We start from the raw sequence: 19,329 nt of genomic DNA, 5'->3' as shown, positions 1-19,329 counted from the left end.
AACATGGAACGTAACGCTATGCTCGAATTCGACCCATTCATCACAGAGCTGGCGGAGAAGCTGCAAGTGCACGGGTATTATGCCTTTTATGGCGAGCACTATAATGAGACCGATATGGAGCAGTACCGCAGACACCTGTTCACATCATTCAGTAATATCGTATGGGTAGAGCTGGATGCGCGCAAAAAATATATGATTGTTGATCATCGTGGACGCAACACGGTCTTGAAACTGATCGATGGTATGCTGAATACCCGCAGAACGCTGCGGGCCAATCAGGCGATGGCCGGATCAGACACCTCCGAAGTTCAGCAGGAGATCACACATATGATGCAGCTTGTGCACATGCTGAATTTCACAACTTTCCGCACCTAAGAAGAGTATGAGATGTAAATGTAATAAGGTAATAAGAGCTTGGTAACAAGAAGCGTTTCGAGGAGTCGTGACTGTTAACGCTCCAACGTGTCACACATGCTCGGCCAATACTGGTTTCAAAGAGGGAGCCCCGTCATTAAGAACGGAGCTCTCTCTTTTGAGTTGTGTACACATATTCACTACATTATGCTCTACTCACTGAAAGGATTATCTAAACGAAGTCACAAAGCTGCTGAACAGCGTCCGGACATCATACTGATACTGGTTGATCGGCTCAATCGGACGGTTCTCACCAAGCAGGGTATAGACGGCGATACGTGCTGCCCGGACTGAATATTCTTCTGTGAATACCACGTCATCGGGAATCTCGCAGAATTGGCTGATAAAGGCCAGGTTGGTGGAGCCTTCAGGTACAACCTTTGGTCTGTCGCTGTTCAGTCTGGGCATAAATTGCGCTGTAATGTAAGGCATCATGCACGGAATGCAGTTGGCGGTAGCCATGATCGCCTCTTGATGTTCCTGAAAATGAAGATGACCGATCAGCTCCTGCATAATCTCTTCCCCGGTACAATCGCACATTCTTTTCTTCACGTAGTCGCCAACATTATCCGGGTACAACCCGTAACCCCAGAACACCTTGACATGCTCCGGTTGACCGCGGAAATGCGGCTGGAAGGCTAGAACTACAGACATGAACCAGCTGGAATCCTTAAAAGTAACCAGAGCACCGGTACCCGCACGGTTGCGCGTGAATTTCTCCATCAGATCGAAGAAGATCGAATCCTGGAAGGTGACGGTGAACGATTCCCATTTGGACTCATCCACATGATCGTTAAAAGATGAAGGGTTGCCCAGCAACGGTTTCTTGGCGGCAATGTTCTCCCACAGCTTCCATGAACTGCCCTTGCCGTTCAGTTTTGGGGCAGAAGTCATGGAGCCGATGTCGGCCCCTTCAGTCATCGAACCGTTCGTGACAATGACCAGATCGCCCTCGTGGATGTCAATGACTTCCTCTTCACCGTCTCTGAGCACATGCATCCGACTTACTGTAATGCCATCGCCGTCTTTAAAGTCCAGATCAGTGACCGTGCATTTCAGCGTGAAGTCTACGCCGAACGGTTCCAAGTAGTTATGCAGTGGCAGGATGATCGAGTCATACTGGTTGAAGGGTGTGCGGGTGACACCTTCCAGGGTCTGAATTCTCGGGAATTCGTGAAAAAATCGGAGCATGTATCTTTTGAATTCCACAGCGCTGTGCCAAGGCTGGAAGGCAAAGGTGGTTGCCCACATATACCAGAAGTTGGTTTTGAAAAAATGAGGGCCAAACCAGTCGTTAATTCGCAGTTTACCCAGCGTGTCTTCAGGAGTAATGATTAGCTTGCCCATCGCCAGCCGGTCGGCCATATCAAAACCCATGGATAATACATCTTCGACCTTGCCATCACGGTTGATGAGCCGCGCATTGGAATGCGTGGGATTGGCATCGTCAAATTCGGTGATTTCCTGTCTGACAGATTTGCCGGGATTCTCGATGGAAGGGATGGAAGCCAGCAGCTCCCAGAGATTCTCATAGGCCTCGTCATTGAGCATCCGCCCGCCGCGGATGATATATCCTTGCTCGGGATTACCGGCGCCGTCATTGCTGCCACCGAGAATGGACATTTCTTCGATAATGTGAATGTGTTGTCCGGGGAAGCCGCAATCTCTGACAAGATAAGCTGCACCCGCCAAAGATGCAATGCCGCCGCCTACAAAATAGACCTGTTTATTACCGTGTTCTTTCTTCACGATCATTCGCCTCCAAAAGGTACTGTAGTCACATCCCTAATGTAAACCCTGCGGGTGCAGTAAGGTATGGTCAAAAGAACGGGAGTGTCTATTTTTTGGTCACTTTTGGAAGAGTGTCTACTAATTCCAAGGCTTAGATCACATGCGAAAAAAAGCTGCACATCCTTAAGCGGATGGCAGCTTATTCTCGTACCTGTGCAGTGCCCTCAGGACATTGCCTTCGATCAGCTCACTGAGCTTCTCAATAATCTTTTTCGGCGGTTCCTTCATATCGTCTCTCATCCACTGAATAATCAGTCCAGTGAAAGCCAGCGTATAGAAGTTGGCAACGAATTGTCTGTCCTCGCTGCGAACTTTTATCCCGCAGGCCAACTCATCAATGACACCCATGACCAAATCATAGGTTACGTCATAGAGATATACATCCAGGTGAGTCCGTCCAAGCGAATCGAGTGTATTGCAGCAGAACGCTTTGTTGTTCTCGATGTAACAGAAGATTTTGTAGAATCCGTCCGTCCATGTGCTGTAGCTTCGGTACTCCGTAAGGCTCTCCACCGCTTCAGTCTGATAGATCCACCCAAGCAGCGCGTAAATATCCTGAAAATGATAATAAAAGGTTTGCCGATTCACTCCGCAATGGTCAACCAAATGTTTGACAGTAATCTTGTTCAACGGCGTGTGCTCCATCAGTGATTTGAGCGAGTGAGCCAGCGCATTTTTAGTCAGGTGAGAAGCAGACACATCATTCACCTCATCATTTGGATTAGGCTTGCTAGGGTGCAATAGCAGGTATATAACCTGCTAGCAGAATTCCCGCGGCGAAATCGCTGAGTATAAGCAAGTCAACAAGTAGGCGGCTCTTCGAAAAGATCCTCCCATCGAGACATATCCTGAAGTTATTGACTATCATCGTATACGATACGTAGCATGAGTCCATCAGGGTCGATTCTAGATATCAATCGATTCAAACAGACGGCCCGATAAGTCGTCGTTTTGTTATCGCTATTACATGATCCCATTAAAAGTGAGACTCCGTCTATAAAATCAGTCATAGGAAGAGCTATAACGAAGTGATGGAGACAAAAAACAGCCCAAAGGCCATGGTTTTTGTTCTCTCTATTATACTAACGCGTTAAAAGTAAGACTCCATCTAAAAAAACAGTCATGGCGAAAGCTACAACTTAATGATCGAGACAAAATAAATTCAAAAAAACGACCCGAAGGCCGTCGTTTTGTGATCTCTATTACACTAACCCATTAAAAGTTAGGCTCAATCTTAAAATCAGTCTGCGAGAAGCTGCAACGTAGTGAAGGGGACGAAATCGATTCTGAAGAAGCGGAGCGTTCGCCTAAAAGCTTTCTGCAAGAAAGCTACTTCGGAAGCATAAACTATCACTGGGATTTCTCCCTTTAGAAAAGGGAATCAAGGAAATCCGGGGATAACAGCGATCGAAAGAACGATTCGGCACCGGAACGTCTACTCCGTCCGCGCAAGCTTGTTAGTAATCCTATCTCTACTCTTATGAAATTGAATAAATAATTTACACGTTAAACGGAGTGTGGAGAAAAAAAGCTGAAGAAGCGGAGCGTTCGCCTTTATCCCCGGATTTCTTCCTTTAGAAAAGGGAATCAAAGAAATCGGGGGATAACAGCGATCGGAAGCTTATTCTCCCCGCGTAGTGACCTCCGTGTAAGCGTGTTTTTTAACTTTTATAAACTCTTCAAAAACTCAACAATCGTCAACAACCCTTTATCAAAGTTCTCCAGGTTGAAGTGCTCGTTCGGTGCATGCAGATTTTCGTCCGGCAAACCAAAGCCCATCATCACGGCTGGTACACCGATTACGCGTGAGAGCTTCTCGACAATTGGAATGGAGCCGCCATCCTTGGTAAAGAGGGCACGCACACCATACACCTTCTCATACGCATCCGCTGCTTTTTGCAGAATCGGATCGGTAGGGTCGGTATTGAATGCAAAAGCCTTCTCGATCTGTTTCACATGCAGCGTTGCACCCGGTTGAACATGAGCACGCAAGTGGGCCTCAATGCGATCCAGCACATGCTGTGGATCTTGGTCCGCCACAAGGCGGCATGTAATTTTGGCATGAGCTTCCTTCGGAATAACGGTTTTGCTGCCTTCACCCTGGAAACCACCCCATACGCCGTTTAGTTCCAGCGTTGGACGAGCGCCAACACGTTCCACGAACGAGTAGCCTTCTTCGCCGTACAATTGCTCCAGCCCGAGGTCTTGACGAAGCTGTTCTTCATTGAATCCCTGCTTCACGAATTCTTCTCTCATCTCAGGAGATAGTGGCAGAACGCCGTCATAGAAACCGTCTACACTCACACGGCCTTGCTCATCATGCAGTGAAGCAAGCAGGGACACGAGTGCATGCAGTGCGTTTGGTACACCGCCGCCGAATGAACCGGAGTGCAAGTCGGTATTGGCTGTGTTCAGATCTACATGAAGCGAGCATAGGCCGCGCAGGCCTGTGGAGATTGCAGGTTTTCCTTTTTCAAGCAAGGACGTATCCGAGATCAGTACCATGTCTGCACGCAGCTTGTCTGTATTTTCATTCAGATAGATGGGCAGGTTCGGGCTGGAGATTTCCTCTTCGCCTTCGATACAGAACTTGACGTTAACCGGAAGTTCCTTGTTTTCGGCAAGCATCGCTTCTACTGCCTTGATATGTATGAAGATCTGTCCTTTGTCATCCGTTGCACCACGGGCATACAGCTTGCCATCACGAACGGTTGGTTCGAAAGGGGGTGTGTCCCACAGGTTAAGCGGATCGACAGGTTGTACATCATAGTGTCCATAGATCAGAGCCGTCGGTTTGCCGGGTGCGTGCAGGTGATCTGCATAGACAATCGGATGTCCGGCCGTTGGAATGACCTCTACGTTTTCCATGCCTGCACGGGTGAGCGCATCTGCTGCCCATTGTGCTGCACGATTAATATCCTCTTTATGCGCTGAAATGGCGGAAATACTCGGAATGGATAACCATTCATTCAGTTCTGCCAGGTTTTTTTCTCTATTTTGTTCGAAATAAGTCTGTTCTTTCATTAAAAAGGCCTCCTTCATGTTTGCTTTCTCTCATTGTAATCCATTTTGCCATGTTAATAAAACATTGGTTAAAAAATGATCGCTAACGCACCGTTTCATTCACCTGAAGATTGTGCGTATAATACAGGAAAAGGATTTCATCCTTATATTCTCATATGTATTTTGTATCCCATCCAAATGTTGCAAAATGCTGCAATGTCCACTATCCAACAGGGGAGTTGAGGAAGTTTCCATGACAGTCAGACCCTATGCAAGCAGGCAGGTGAGCACCGATGGAACCGACTAGGCGAGATCGAATATCTGGCAGACTCAAGCGGTTATCCAGGTTAAGAGCAGGAAGACATAAAGGACGATTTTATCGAAACAGCTTAATGCTTATTTTACTCATTGCCAGCATTCCTGGGCTAATCACAGGGATCGTCATGTATCAACAGGTCGTTGGCCGGATGGAGACTGAATTCAATCGGATGCATCAGAACCAGATCGAGAACCGGGCAAGCAATGTGGATGACCAACTGGCTTATCTGGAGATGAACCTATCCCATTGGGCTTTTGAACCCAGGTTTGGCAATACATTGCGAACGCTGGATTTTGTGTATTATTTCAATGAAACGCAGGAGATTGTGACTACATTATATGTGTTGCAAGGTTCTCACCCGCTGATTAAGTCAGCGCAGCTATATTTGCAGGAACCGAAGCCGATCTTGTTTAATCGGGACTACACCGAATTGAAAGATGAAGAGAAGGTACAGGCATACGATCGTTATCTGTCCATGGGTAACCACGTCTACTGGACGGATTGGAGACCTGATATAAGCAGTGCTGCTGCGTCATCCAGGTGGAACGACAGTTTGCTGCATACGGATGCGAGTGATGCACTGGTTCTTGTACATAAGATCCCAGGTGAGAGCATCAATCCATTTGGTGCACTAATGATTACGTTGGATAACGAGAAAGTCGCCAGTTTATTGAAAACGCTTACTCCTTATGACGAAGGGTTAACGTTCCTTATGGATCAGGAAGGAAACACACTGGTTACCGGTAATCCGGGAACGGCGGGAGAGAATCCTGCTTTTGAACAGCAGCTAAAAGAAGAAGTGGCCCTGCATGCGGACAGCCGCTCATTCCTGTTCCGGTATGAAGACCAGACCTATTCCGTCTCGTACGGCTCATTAAGTCGGATCGATTCGGACTGGACCTACGTCTCCGCAGCGCCTTTGACATCGGTTACTTCGCCGGTCAAGCTGGTATCCAAAATTATCGTCTTTGCAAGTGCAGGCAGTCTCATCCTGGGGTTACTGTTATCCTGGTTTGCCTCCCGCCGAATCTATTCGCCTGTAGCGCGGATGCTGCATCTGCTTACGCCTGGCAGAAACGAAGCAGCACCAACCCATGCGAAGCTGGACGAGTTTGAGCTGCTGGAGCAGCAGTGGAACGAACTGACCTCCCGGAGTCTCACGGCACATCGCCAATTACAGGAGCAGCTTCCCCATCTGCGCGACAGCTTTGTATTACAGCTCGTACAGGGGCATCTGTACGCCTATAACGAGCAGGATCTCCAGCAGCGGATGCGTAATCTGGGATTCGAGCTGGAGGGCCAGCAGTTTTTGCTGGTGCAGATGTATTTTACGGGATATGAGCAGCTGCAAGGCAGATTTGGCAGCCAGGACACGGGGCTGGTTACCTTTGCGGCCGTGAATATCACCCAGGAAGTAGCCAAAAATTATTTCAGGCAAATTAGCGTCATGAACTTCCACGACCTGTCTTCAGCCATGCTTGTGATCGCTCCCCAGGACGAACCTGTGAAGTCACAAGCGTTGTTATGGGGGCAGGAGCTGGTGGAGGTCATTGGACGAACACTCAAAATGAAGGTGACCTTGATGGTCAGCCGCCCGGCAGCTTCACTTCAGGAACTACCCGGACGATTCGTCGAGATGGAACAGGCCGTGGCCTATCGCAGTGTAGAGGAAGGAAGCCAGATTCTCGATCTGGAGGATGAGCAATGCTTCCGTAGAAACGAGGGAGCATCCTATCCGCTGGGGCTGGAACGCGAGTTGATTCAGGCGGTCAGGCTGGGCAAGCAAGCCGAATCGGAACGTGTGCTGGAGCAATTCATGAGGGAGATTACGCGGACGGGCAGTACCGAATTCCAGGTGCAGCAGATGATGCTTCAATTACTGGGGAGTGTTCAGCATATGATGCTGCAAACGGGGGTCACACCCTATAAGCTGTTTGGTGGTTGCAATATGTATGAGCGACTATCCGGTATTCGCGAATCTGCACAGATGCGGCAATGGATGATCCATGAGGTATTTCTGCCCTATGTACAAGAGATCGAGGTGCGATCTCAGGAACCGCTGAAGCTGGTGGTGGAGCGTACGATGATGTATATCAATAGGCATTACCGAAACGATATTTCGCTGGAAAACTGCGCTGACGCGGAGCAGATGACACCTTATGCACTGAGCAAGGCATTCAAACAGGTAGCAGGCATCAATTTTATAGATTATTTGACGAGTGCGAGAATGGATGCGGCGAAGCAACTGCTACGTGAGACAACGATGAAGATCAATGATGTTGCAGCGGCTGTAGGATATCAGCACAGTTATTTTAATCGGATTTTCAAAAAACAGGAGGGGGTAACGCCAAGTCAGTATCGGGACCAGTGGTATGCACAATAACATTAGACGATAGACGTTTATGCGTCTGCCAGCTTGGATCGGTATCTGCATTAGCGGATGCCGTTTTTTTTCTTTTTTTCCTCCAAAACAAAGAAGGATAAACCTGCAAAAATGTGCAATTCTGCCTGCTACATTAAGTTCAATATTTTGTGAAAATGGCGTTATAGCGGGCTTTCCGGCCATCGTGCCGGGGTGATGCAAAAAATGAAGGTTGCCGGAAAAAGATCGACTGTATAGTCTGAGTATCAGATTAATTGATAACGCTTACATCATTAGAGGAGGGGAGACATGATGAACGGGAAGACGAATTGGAATGGAAACGCCACAGCCACTGCTCAAGCGGATATAGCAACAAGGACAAGGAAACGAGAGTCCAACTGGAAAAGGCAGATCAAGCGAAACAAATGGTTATATGTGCTTGTACTTCCCGGTTTTTTGTACTTTGTGATCTTTAAATACTTGCCCATGTGGGGGATCGTCATTGCCTTTCAGGACTACCAGCCTTTTCTGGGTATCCGTGAGAGCGAGTGGGTCGGGCTGGAGAACTTTACGAACTTCTTCTCTAATCCGGACTTCTTCCGATTATTACGCAATACACTGGTCCTTGCCCTGTATGATCTTATATTCTTTTTCCCGGCACCGATCATTATCGCCTTGTTATTAAATGAAATTCGGGTCGCTTTCTTCAAAAGAACGATTCAAACACTGGTCTATGTACCCCATTTTGTATCCATGGTTATTATCGCCAGTATTACGTACGTGTTTCTGACCCCGCAAGGCGGGGTGTTGCACGACCTGATCGCCTGGATTACAGGCAAACCCATTGATGTACTGGCAAGTCCGGGTTCCTTCCGTCCGCTCATTATTATTCAGATGATGTGGAAGGAGATGGGTTGGGGAACGATCATTTTCCTGGCTGCACTGGCGGGTGTGGATACCGAGCAATATGAAGCTTCCATTGTGGATGGCGCAGGACGCTTGCGGCGGATGTGGCATATCACGCTTCCAGCCATTCGTACGACCATAGTCATTTTGCTCATTCTCAGACTGGGGAACTTTCTGGATACCGGATTTGAGCAGATCTACCTGATGACGAACTCTCTCAACCGGGATGTGGCAGATGTATTTGATACGTATGTGTACACGGTAGGGATTACGCAAGGTGCATTCAGTTATAGTACCGCTGTTGGACTATTCAAGTCGGTGGTGGGCATCATTCTGGTGCTCGGCAGTAACAAACTTGCAAAAAAGTTTGGTCATCCCGGTATTTATTAAGGAGGAGCGCCCAATGAACAGCCGTCTATACAACAGCCCTGCCGGCAAGGTATTTGATATCTTCAATTACGTCATGCTGGGCATTCTGGGCATATTAACTGTCCTTCCTTTCCTGTATATTATAGGGAATTCTTTCGCAACGGAAGCCGAGATTACCGAACGCAGTTTTTTCCTCATCCCGAAAGTGTTTTCCTTCAGCGCATATGAGTATATTTTCTCTTCGTCCACGATTTTCCGCAGCATTGGTGTTTCCATCTTCATTACGGTGGCAGGTACACTGGTCAATCTGTTTTTCACACTGACGATGGCCTATCCACTGTCCAGAAGCGACTTCTGGGGCCGTAACGTCATGATGAACATGGTGATCTTCTCCATGCTGTTCGGCGGCGGCATGATTCCGACGTATCTCGTTATTCGTGGACTTGGACTGCTTGATTCTTACTGGGCCCTTATGCTTCCTGGCGCGATCAGCGCTTTTAACTTAATAGTGGTCAAAAACTTTTTTCAGCAAATGCCGCCCGGGCTGGAGGAAGCGGCCCGGATCGACGGCTGTTCGGATCTCGGGGTACTCTGGCGAATTGTCCTGCCCTTATCCAAGCCGGTGATTGCCACGTTTGCCTTGTTCTACGCCGTTGGACACTGGAACAACTTTTTCTCGGCACTCCTGTACATTTCCGACAGTGACAAATGGCCGCTGCAAGTCATGCTGAGACAGATTGTATTGCTCTCGCAGGCCAGTGTCGGAGATATGGCGAACATGGACCCCAATTTTGTACAGCCACCAGAGCAGTCGATCAAGATGGCGGTCATCGTCGTGGGTACCATTCCGATTTTGCTGGTTTATCCGTTTTTGCAGAAGCATTTTGCCAAAGGTGTCATGTTAGGTTCAATCAAAGGCTAAAGCCAAGGGGGAGAACGTATGGGACAAAAAACGGGATTCAAAAAAGGTGCATTGCTACTCTCTGCGTCACTGGTACTTAGTACGATTCTGGGAGCATGCTCGACAGGCGAAAAAGGCTCGGGAGAAGCAGCCGGAGGGGGAACGGATCAGATTACCATCATGCTTCCGAACTTTGAAGCGGAGAATCCGCCGGATAATAGCCCTGTCATCCAGAAGCTGGAGGAATTAACCAAGGTGGACGTCAATCTGCAGTGGGTACCGAGCAGCTCCTATGAGGATAAATTTAATATCACACTGGCCTCAGGCAAGCTTCCTCAGATTATGGTGGTATTGGGAAAATCACCGAGTTTCATCAATGCAGCCCGAACAGGGGCATTCTGGGAACTTGACCCTTATCTGAAAGACTATCCGAACCTGAGTCAGATGAATGACATCATCACCAACAATGCTTCCATCGATGGCAAAACGTATGGCATCTACCGGGCACGCCCACTGGGACGTAATGGCGTGACCATCCGCAAAGACTGGCTGGAAAAGCTGGGGCTGGAAGAGCCAAAGACCATTGATGAGTTCTACAATGTGTTAAAAGCGTTCACGAAGGACGACCCGGACGGGAATGGCAAGGATGATACGTACGGTCTGGTCGCGAGCAAATTCACCGGTCCATGGGATAACATGCAGGTCTGGTTCGGTGCCCCCAACAAATGGGGAGATGACGCTCAAGGCGGTCTGATTCCTGCCCATGAGACACCAGAGTACATGGAAGCGCTGAAATTTTTCCGCCAAATCTATAGCGAAGGTCTGGTAAACAAGGACTTCGCGGTAATGGATGCGACCAAACTGCCTGATCCTTTTGTGAACGGGCAGGCGGGTGTCATGGTCGATGTGGCAGATAACGCGCAACGTATGGACCAGAAGATCCTTGAGAAAGATCCAGCGGCCACAGGACGTGTGGACGTGCTGCAAGCGATGGAAGGTCCGAAGGGGCTGCGTGACATGCCAACGTCAGGATATTCCGGAATGATTGCGATCTCCAAAGGCAGTGTCAAAACCGAAGAAGAACTGAAGAAGGTGCTGAGCTTCCTGGATCAACTCAATGAACCTGAATTGCAGGCGTTGCTGGGCAATGGTCTGGAAGGCAAGCAGTATGAGAAAAAAGGGGATTACATCGTTCCGACCACCGACAAGCTGGCGCTGCGAGACGTGCAGGGGCTGAACCAGATCCTGATGTTTATTCCGGAGGACAAAACGCTTCGCGTGGAACAGACACCTGTCCGGGAGAAGGTTGCACAGGTACAAAAAGCCAATGAGGAGATTGTTGTCGCCAATCCTGGCGAACCACTGATCTCCGATGTATATGCCCAGAAGGGGCCGCAGCTGGACAACATCATTAATGATGCGCGGATCAAATATATCGTGGGCCAGATTGACGAGAAAGGATTCGCAGATGCTGTTGCACTGTGGAAGAGCAATGGTGGAGATGATTACGTCAACGAAGTGAATGAGCTGTACGCTGCGCTGAAGTAGATCAATGTTCTATTGGAAGGGAGGAAGGCAACATGTGGAACAGGGATGCATTTGAAAATCCCGGGGCGCAGTACAGGGTCCATCCCTTTTGGTTTTGGAACGGGGATATGGAAGAAGTGCAGATCATACGGCAAGTGGCGGAGATGGCCGCGCAAGGTGTAGGCGGATTCTTCATCTGTCCGCGTCAAGGACTACAGATTCCCTATCTCTCCGAAGCATGGTTTGACAAGGTACGGATTGCAGTGGAGGCAGCGTCTGCCCACGACATGCAGGTATGGTTATATGACGAGTATCCCTATCCCAGTGGAATGGCTGGTGGGGAAGTCACGCTTGATTTTCCTGAAGCAAAGCAGCGTGAGCTTGTACATCAGCAGATGTGTGTTGAGGGCGGAGAAGCTGTGGATCTGGAGTTGCCATGGGGACGAGTCCTGGTTGCCAAGGCAGTTCCCAAAGATGCACAGGGCAAGCGCCTGTGGCATGAATCCATCGATCTGCGCAGCAAAATCGGCAATATCCAGACCGATCAGGTCTATCAGGAGACAGGACTCACCTCGTATAACCGCAAGCGGTTCTTCACCTACCGAACAGTGTTTCGTCTGTTGTGGGATGTTCCCGCAGGTGATTGGGAGTTGGTTATATTCCAGGAAAAGGAGATCGATGATTTCAAATATTACGGAAACTTTGTTGATCCCTGCCACAAGGAAGCAATGAGTCGTTTTATTGAACTAACACATGAGCGTTATAAGTCAGCAGTTGGAGAACAATTTGAAAGCGTAATTAAGGGCATGTTCTCGGATGAGATCGCACCACTGGGCCGTATCCCCTGGTCACCACGGCTTCCCCGTTATTTCAGTGAACGTTGTGGGTATAGTCTGATCGATTCGCTACCGGCCCTGCTATATGGTGATATTCCGAACGCGCATCGCATTCGGTATGACTATTACCAGTCCCTGCATCTGCTTCTCAGGGAGTCTTATCATAAACAGGTGCATGACTGGTGTGAAGCAGCAGGAATTCAATATGCGGCTGAGGTGCCTGGCGTACGGATGACCACCCAGTTGTTCAGCCATATGCCAGGCGGTGATTCGGCACATGAGAAAATCGGCCGCCCTCTATCCTGGATTCTGGAACGTTACGGCAAAAAAATGCGTGATAATCCAAAGATGGTCAGTTCACTTGCCCGGCAGCTGGGCCGAAGCCGTAATCTGATGGAGTGTTTTCACAGTGTAGGCTGGTCCATGACGCTGCAGGATGCCAAGTGGATGATCGACCGGATGGCCGCCATGGGCACCAACTTTTATAACTTTCACGCCTTTTTTTATACGATTGGCGGACTGGCGAAGCATGATGCACCGCCATCCCAATTTTTGCAAAACCCCTACTGGAAGCATTTCCGGCAGCTGGGGGATTACACCGGACGTTTGAGCTATCTGATGAGCACCGGGGCAGCAGACATTCGTATTGCTGTGCTTGACCCAACGACGACGTTCTGGAGTCTGATGGGCAACCCGCTGCATGGATTTGAGTACAGCGGCGAGGATGAATCAGAACGGGCGCAACTGGATCGCCTGACGAATGACTGGATGCGGATCACCACGCATCTGCTCGAAAATAGGCGTGACTACGATCACCTTGATCCGGAATTGTTGGCTGAAGCTGACTTGACGGACGGCATCATTCAGATCGGTGTAGCCCGTTATGACGTGTTGATCCTGCCACCGATGCTGAACCTGGAGGCCGCGGCCTGGAAACAGGTGAAGAGATTCGTTGAGCAGGGAGGAACCGTCATATCTGTAGGCATGCCTCCGCATATCGCCATACAGTCGGGAAGCCCAGAGGGAGATGAAGCCGCCCAGTTCTTTGGAGCGGGCGAACAGCCGCAAGAGGTGTACTGGGGGCATAGCGAGGAAACAGGTCACGACAACCGTGAATCCATGTGGCATCAGGGGGAGGGCAATGCCTATTTTCTACCCGCAGGAACAGGCCAAGGAGATGATTTTTCACTGGAGCTGATCTCTCTCCTGCTCGATCAGGTATTGCCGGAACCGATCTGCTGGATCATGGAGGAAGAGAGTGCGTCTCTGCTGATGCAGACTCGTCAATTGTCGGCTGGAGAGCATATGATCTTCTTGACCAATCAGGAGGGGCAGCAACTAAAGGGTCAATTGAAGCTGGTCGCCAGACGGCTGTGGGATGCAGCAGATCTGTCAGAGGATGCGGGTCTGGTGGCAGAACGCCTCGATCTGGAGACAGGGCAGCTTAAGCCATTGCCGTATACGAGCAGTGGCGGGGAATGGTGCATTTCGCTAACATTAGCTCCTTACGACGCGCATGCTGTACGCCTTACTTTACAACCTGCGAAGGGAGAAGCATCAACAGCGAAGGTGGATGTCACAGATCAAATAGGTTTGAAGCTCGGAACGGATTCTTCAGCAGGAGTGACTCAAGCCTGTAAGATCAGAATTCCTGCAGAAGGGCCATGGAGACTGGAAACGGTGCAGCCCAATACACTTCGAATGGGACAATTCCATCTTCAAGCTTCCAATGCTAACGGTGTAATTCTGGAAAACCAGTATGCAGCTGTCAAACCGTTTATTGATCAGGCGGCAGAATTATCAGAGCAGCATCCTCTGCCACTCCAGTTCAACCAGGTATTTGGCACACCCAAGAAAGCATCCGTTGCTTACCCGATTGAGTGCCGATATACGACCACATTTGAGCTGAGAACGGCATTGCCTGCATGCCTGTTATTCATGGACAAGGCAGCGATCTCTGGCATCTGGTGCATGGAAATTAATGGTCAACCGATTGAAAAGGAACAATTCGATCCCATTGAAATAACCGATCACAACAATATTGCTTGTGATATCTCGGATCTGTTGCGCAACGGTCTCAACGAAATGACTGTAATGGTACAGATAACGAAAGATGAGGATGGCATCATTGATCCCTTATATTTGCAGGGGAGATTCGGTGTGGAGTTCCATCATGAAGGCATGGCTTCCCTCGTACGGGAGCCGGACACGGCCATTCGCATCGGAGCTGAACCTCAGCCGCTGTATCCCCATTTTGCCGGGGAAATGATTTATAAACGCACGTTCTGGCTGGGTGAGCCAGGAGAAGACGTCTCCTCCTTTGAACTGGAATTTGGCGATTGGCGGGTACAGGATGTGACGAAAGTGCGGGTGAACGGACATAGTCTCGGTGTACGATGCTGGTCTCCGTATCGCTGGAAGGGAGAAACCTCCTGGCTGCGTCCGGGAGACAACGACATTGAAGTGCGTGTCACCAACACGTTGATTGGCCTGCTGGAAGGTACGTATTTTGATTCAGAACATCATCAGTTGCAGGACGCAGGGAGTTTGACACACAACAGAGCTTCTCATTCTGCATTCAAACGAAATTCAGAGTAGGAATCAGGGGAGGAACAAGATGGGACATCGTATTCAGTTTGACCGCTATCCAGGCGGAGTGATGAAAGCGCTGACGCTTAGCTATGACGATGGTGTGGTGCATGACCGCAGACTGGTGGATATCTGTAATCGGTATGGATTACGGGGGACATTCAATCTGAACTCGGGCACGCTCGGCAATCCAGGCCGCATCGATCCGGGTGAAGTGGCAGAGCTGTACGCTGGGCATGAAGTAGCCGTTCATACCGTTACTCACCCTACGCTGCCTTATGTTCCGAATGAATTGCTGACCGAAGAGATTATCGAGGACCGAAAGGCCTTGGAGCAGCTTGTCCATTATCCAGTACGAGGCATGGCTTACCCCAATGGAGGGTATGACCGTGCGCTAAGTACGAAGCTGGAGTGGCTTGGCATCGATTATGCCCGTACCGTTGAATCTCATGGCAGATACACACTGCCTGAACGGCCGCTTGAATGGCATCCAACCTGTCATCATAACTATGATCTGGCGGCTCATGCCGAACGTTTTATCCAACACACCAAAACAGGCACACCACTATTGTTCTATGTCTGGGGGCACAGTTATGAATTCAATGACAATGACAATTGGGAGATCATGGAACAGTTCGGTGAGCAGATCGGCGGCAGGGATGACATCTGGTACGCGACGAACATCGAAGTGATTGCCTATTGGAAAGCCGTGCAACGACTGGAGTGTTCAGCCGATCGATCGATGATCCATAATCCGTCTGCCATCCCGGTTTGGTTCACAGCAGATCAGCAGGTTGTTGAAGTGCAGGGCGGAGAGACATTGCGGCTCAGCGAACGAATCAAGGTATAAGGAAGGGAGCTGACGATCATTCGTTATTTTCATGAGAACGAGGCGATTGCAGGCAAGGTGTACGATTCAATTCCGGATATATTGACAACGGTGGCTCAGCGTTATATCGGCGATCATCCGAAACATTCATTTTTGTTCAGAGCCTGTCATCAGGGAGGTTTTCGCAGGCTTGGGGATTATCGCTACGACCTGAATTTGAATGAGAAATGTGAAGAAGCGTGCGCAGGGCAGTACGTATATGTATGGGGCAAGTTATGGAGCGAGCAGAATGCAACGTTAAATACAGGCTTGAACTGTTATAGTCCGGTGACGATCTACGTGAACGGTGAAGAGGTGTTCAAGTCCGAGTTGCTGCAGGAGTTATTTCCCGAGCGAAGAACCCAGATTCCGATTTCCGTTAACTATGGCTGGAACGATGTATTGTTGTGTTTTGTCAAAACAGACGTGGGATTCGGCGGTATCTACGGAACAGCCTCTTTCAAAAATTTCCCGCTTCACTTCCTCACCCCGGGGGCAGATCGTCAGGGTCAGGAGGGCTGGTTATATTCGGAACCCGTCGATGAACCTGTATCGTCACTTCCTCGTGACGGCATGACGGAAGAAGAAACGGGTCTTTCCTGGTATCCACGCAGGCACTGGACGGAGGCAGAAAAGAGCAGGGGCTGCTTCGCCAGAATTCTGGCAGCTGCATCGGGCACAACAGATTCAGCAGAATTATCTGGTACTAAACAACCCGCTGTTGCCTATGCATGGTCCAAACTGGATGTAACTCAACCGGGATATTCACCTGTTCATCTGCAAGGAAAACATGAAGGGGCTCTCACCCTGTATGTGGATGGCACAGAAGTATACTCTGCTGGAAGTAGCGGTGACTTTCACCTTGAACTCCCGCGCCGTTATGGTTCTTCGAATCTGGTTGCGAAAGGTGAAACGCAAGCGCTGGATGGCTCCTGGGGATTCACGTTGGAAGATGACGAGAGTTCTGGTTCCATAGGCTGGAGACTGAGACCTCCGCATCCTGTTGCGGGGTGCTCTGACCCTTGGCTGTACACAGGTGTGTTTGCTCCCGGCGCTGAACCATCTCACACTGAAATTGTGCTAACCGATACCGTATTTGATAATGGCGCACAAGGTGTGTATTGGCGCGTAGATCTTCCCGACACCCATGTTCGTCCCTACCTGGAAAATACACATTACGGGAAGTGGAATTATCCGCTCGGCGTTACCCTGCTTGGACTTCTCCAGACAGGACAGGAATTGGGACGTGATGATTACATTCAGTATGTGCGGCAACATATTGGATTGAGTACTTCATTTGACCGCTATGGTCTGTGGGATCGGGAAGAGTACGGTGCAGCGGGGATCAACAATCAGCTGTCTGCCATCGACAGTCTGGATGATTGCGGTTCGTTCGGATCTACGCTACTGGCTGCGATGGAATTTGGCGATATTCGCGGGGGAAGAGACACGGCGAATCGTATTGCGGGCTACATTACGGATGAGCAGGAACGTTTGGAGGATGGTGCCTTTTACCGGGTGCGTGGCAGTGGGGAGATGCGTCAGGAGACGATGTGGTGTGATGACTTGTACATGAGTACACCCTTTCTGATGCGTTATGGTCAGTTAACAGGAGATACGGCTTATTGGGATGATGCGATCCATCAGTTCCTGATGTTCCGTAAGTACCTCTATCTTCCTGAACAACAGATCATGTCCCATGTGTATGATTTTGTGCGTGGACGGGCGACAGGCATTCCATGGGGACGCGGGAACGGCTGGGTGCTCTTTTCATTAACCGAACTGTTATCCATCCTGCCGCATGATCATGCGAAACGGCCGGAACTTCTGGGCTTTTACCGTGATTTAAGTCAAGGTTATCTGGCGCTGCAAGGGGAAAATGGACTCTGGCATCAGGTGCTGAACCGCCCGGATTCGTATGAAGAAACCTCCTGCACATCCATGTTCATCTATTCCTATGCCCGTGGCATTCGGGAAGGCTGGCTGGAACAGCCAGAGCCTTATCTGGAAGCGGTACGTAAAGGCTGGGAAGGCCTGACCCGCCTGTCCATTGACTACAAAGGCAATGTATACGGGGTATGCCGGGGTTCGGGGTACTCGTTTACCGCCTTGTATTATCGTGATGATCTGGGATGGAACCTGAACGATACCCATGGGATTGGCATTGTGCTCTTGGCAGGCATTGAAGCACATAAAATGAACCAGCAGCTCCGCGATGCGTCTCTCCATTCTTGGGGTACAGCCGCGCAGCGCTGATGTTTGACACATCCTATATGTGGTCAGCTTTTGTATGCGGATAATGAGATGACGAAAGCGGCAAAGCCCTCGGGGCTTGCCGCTTTTCGTTGAGTACAATTCCGGTCTGCATAATAGCAATGACAACTACACTCTACCTATAATGTGAATAACGACATCGTTGACACCGATTAAAATAATTCTAGCTGCTCGGGTCCTTCTTCCTTCTCCGGTTCCGTACGATCAGGAAAAGGCTTCACCGGCAGGTCCAGCAGGTCCATCATCATCTGTGCATTGGCCGCTGCATCGCCACCCGAGTTATTGTTGAAAATAACATAGACATCCTTGCGCTGCTCCTGCAGTTGCTCCAGATAACCTTTCCACTCCAATAACTCTTCCCGGTTGTATCGATACAAATAACGGGTCTCTCGCCAATTCGGTGCACCATTCTGATGCCAAGCAGACACATTGCGTCCGTGCATTCGCACCAGTGTCATCTCCGAGTCCGTAGCTTGGGGCACAATGGGAATGGAACCGAGCCCCGCCTGAGGTTCATCACAGACGCTGTGAATCCAGCCTTGCTCCTTCATGAACGCAAGTGTCCGCTCACGCATGCCATCTTCATACCAGCTGCGATGACGGAATTCGAGGGCACACGGAATACCCTCCATGCGAAGCTTCACTTCACGCAATTCATTCACATTCTCCCGATTACATTCAAACCACGGCGGGTATTGGAACAAGGCGGCTTGCATCTTGCCAGCTTCGATGACGGGCTCCAATGATTCTCGAAAAGCCTTGTACATCTCCGAAGTGCTGCTGAAATAAGGTTTTCCGCGCAGATGCCCGGTCATCCCCTGGTAGGCTTTGATGATAAAAGCAAAGGATTCTGGTGTTTCCGCAGCCCACCGTGCCATTCGATCCCGCGGCTGCACAGCGTAGAAGGAACTGTCGACCTCCACGGTTGAGAAATATTGTCCGTACAGACTGAGCTTGTCTTTGGCTTTGGTACGATTGGGGTAGAGATCCTCCTGATCTCCCCATCCGGTGAGTCCAATCTGAATCATGAATAACACCTCCTGCTGCTGCATCTGATGTCAGCATGTTGCGTCCGACGATTTCTAGCATTCATTGATTTGACACCAGCATGCCTGTATATAAAGCTTCTACATATAGTTAACCGGTTCACAAGAGTGTGACTATGTTTAA

At 49.6% G+C, this 19,329-nt stretch carries 12 protein-coding genes; 8 read left to right on the top strand and 4 right to left on the bottom strand.

The window, feature by feature from the left end:
* Positions 1-3: 3 nt before the first annotated feature.
* Positions 4-375, top strand: coding sequence for a hypothetical protein (locus tag ACR32F_RS25885; RefSeq protein WP_440112155.1), 372 nt, complete (start codon positions 4-6; stop codon positions 373-375).
* Positions 376-582: 207 nt separating this feature from the next.
* Here the strand turns inward: ACR32F_RS25885 and ACR32F_RS25880 are convergent, their stop codons facing one another.
* From ACR32F_RS25880 to ACR32F_RS25870, 3 genes are all read right to left on the bottom strand, one after another.
* Positions 583-2,169 (bottom strand): oleate hydratase, encoded by a 1,587-nt coding sequence (locus ACR32F_RS25880; protein WP_440112153.1) that lies wholly within the window; start codon positions 2,167-2,169, stop codon positions 583-585.
* Positions 2,170-2,328: 159 nt separating this feature from the next.
* Complete coding sequence (locus tag ACR32F_RS25875) at positions 2,329-2,904, bottom strand: TetR/AcrR family transcriptional regulator C-terminal domain-containing protein (RefSeq protein WP_440112151.1); 576 nt, start codon at positions 2,902-2,904, stop codon at positions 2,329-2,331.
* Between the two features lie 969 nt (positions 2,905-3,873).
* On the bottom strand, positions 3,874-5,229 hold the full coding sequence (locus tag ACR32F_RS25870) for a dipeptidase (protein WP_440112149.1): 1,356 nt from the start codon (positions 5,227-5,229) through the stop codon (positions 3,874-3,876).
* A gap of 272 nt (positions 5,230-5,501) precedes the next feature.
* On the opposite strand from ACR32F_RS25870, the gene ACR32F_RS25865 reads away from it, so the two are divergent.
* From ACR32F_RS25865 to ACR32F_RS25835, 7 genes are all read left to right on the top strand, one after another.
* Positions 5,502-7,910, top strand: coding sequence for an AraC family transcriptional regulator (locus ACR32F_RS25865; RefSeq protein WP_440112146.1), 2,409 nt, complete (start codon positions 5,502-5,504; stop codon positions 7,908-7,910).
* Positions 7,911-8,198: 288 nt separating this feature from the next.
* Positions 8,199-9,185: an ABC transporter permease gene (locus ACR32F_RS25860; protein WP_440112143.1), complete on the top strand. Its 987-nt coding sequence runs from the start codon at positions 8,199-8,201 to the stop codon at positions 9,183-9,185.
* Positions 9,186-9,198: 13 nt separating this feature from the next.
* Positions 9,199-10,086, top strand: a complete 888-nt coding sequence (locus ACR32F_RS25855; RefSeq protein ID WP_017692544.1) for a carbohydrate ABC transporter permease — start codon at positions 9,199-9,201, stop codon at positions 10,084-10,086.
* Between the two features lie 18 nt (positions 10,087-10,104).
* Positions 10,105-11,613, top strand: a complete 1,509-nt coding sequence (locus ACR32F_RS25850) for an extracellular solute-binding protein (protein WP_440112141.1) — start codon at positions 10,105-10,107, stop codon at positions 11,611-11,613.
* 32 nt (positions 11,614-11,645) lie between these two features.
* Entirely contained in the window at positions 11,646-15,026 is a 3,381-nt protein-coding gene (locus ACR32F_RS25845) for a glycosyl hydrolase (RefSeq protein ID WP_440112138.1), read from the top strand.
* A 19-nt stretch (positions 15,027-15,045) separates the two neighbouring features.
* Positions 15,046-15,867 carry a polysaccharide deacetylase family protein gene (locus tag ACR32F_RS25840; protein WP_440112136.1) on the top strand — a complete coding sequence of 274 codons (822 nt, stop codon included), beginning with the start codon at positions 15,046-15,048 and terminating at the stop codon, positions 15,865-15,867.
* A gap of 57 nt (positions 15,868-15,924) precedes the next feature.
* On the top strand, positions 15,925-18,141 hold the full coding sequence (locus ACR32F_RS25835; protein WP_440112133.1) for a glycoside hydrolase family 88/105 protein: 2,217 nt from the start codon (positions 15,925-15,927) through the stop codon (positions 18,139-18,141).
* 170 nt (positions 18,142-18,311) lie between these two features.
* Here the strand turns inward: ACR32F_RS25835 and ACR32F_RS25830 are convergent, their stop codons facing one another.
* Positions 18,312-19,187 (bottom strand): DUF72 domain-containing protein, encoded by an 876-nt coding sequence (locus ACR32F_RS25830; protein ID WP_440112130.1) that lies wholly within the window; start codon positions 19,185-19,187, stop codon positions 18,312-18,314.
* Positions 19,188-19,329: the final 142 nt, after the last annotated feature.

Origin of the sequence: Paenibacillus hebaui (genome assembly GCF_051934385.1) — a bacterium.
Classification (GTDB): Bacteria; Bacillota; Bacilli; order Paenibacillales; family Paenibacillaceae; genus Paenibacillus.
This window is presented reverse-complemented; position numbering and strand designations above follow the sequence as displayed.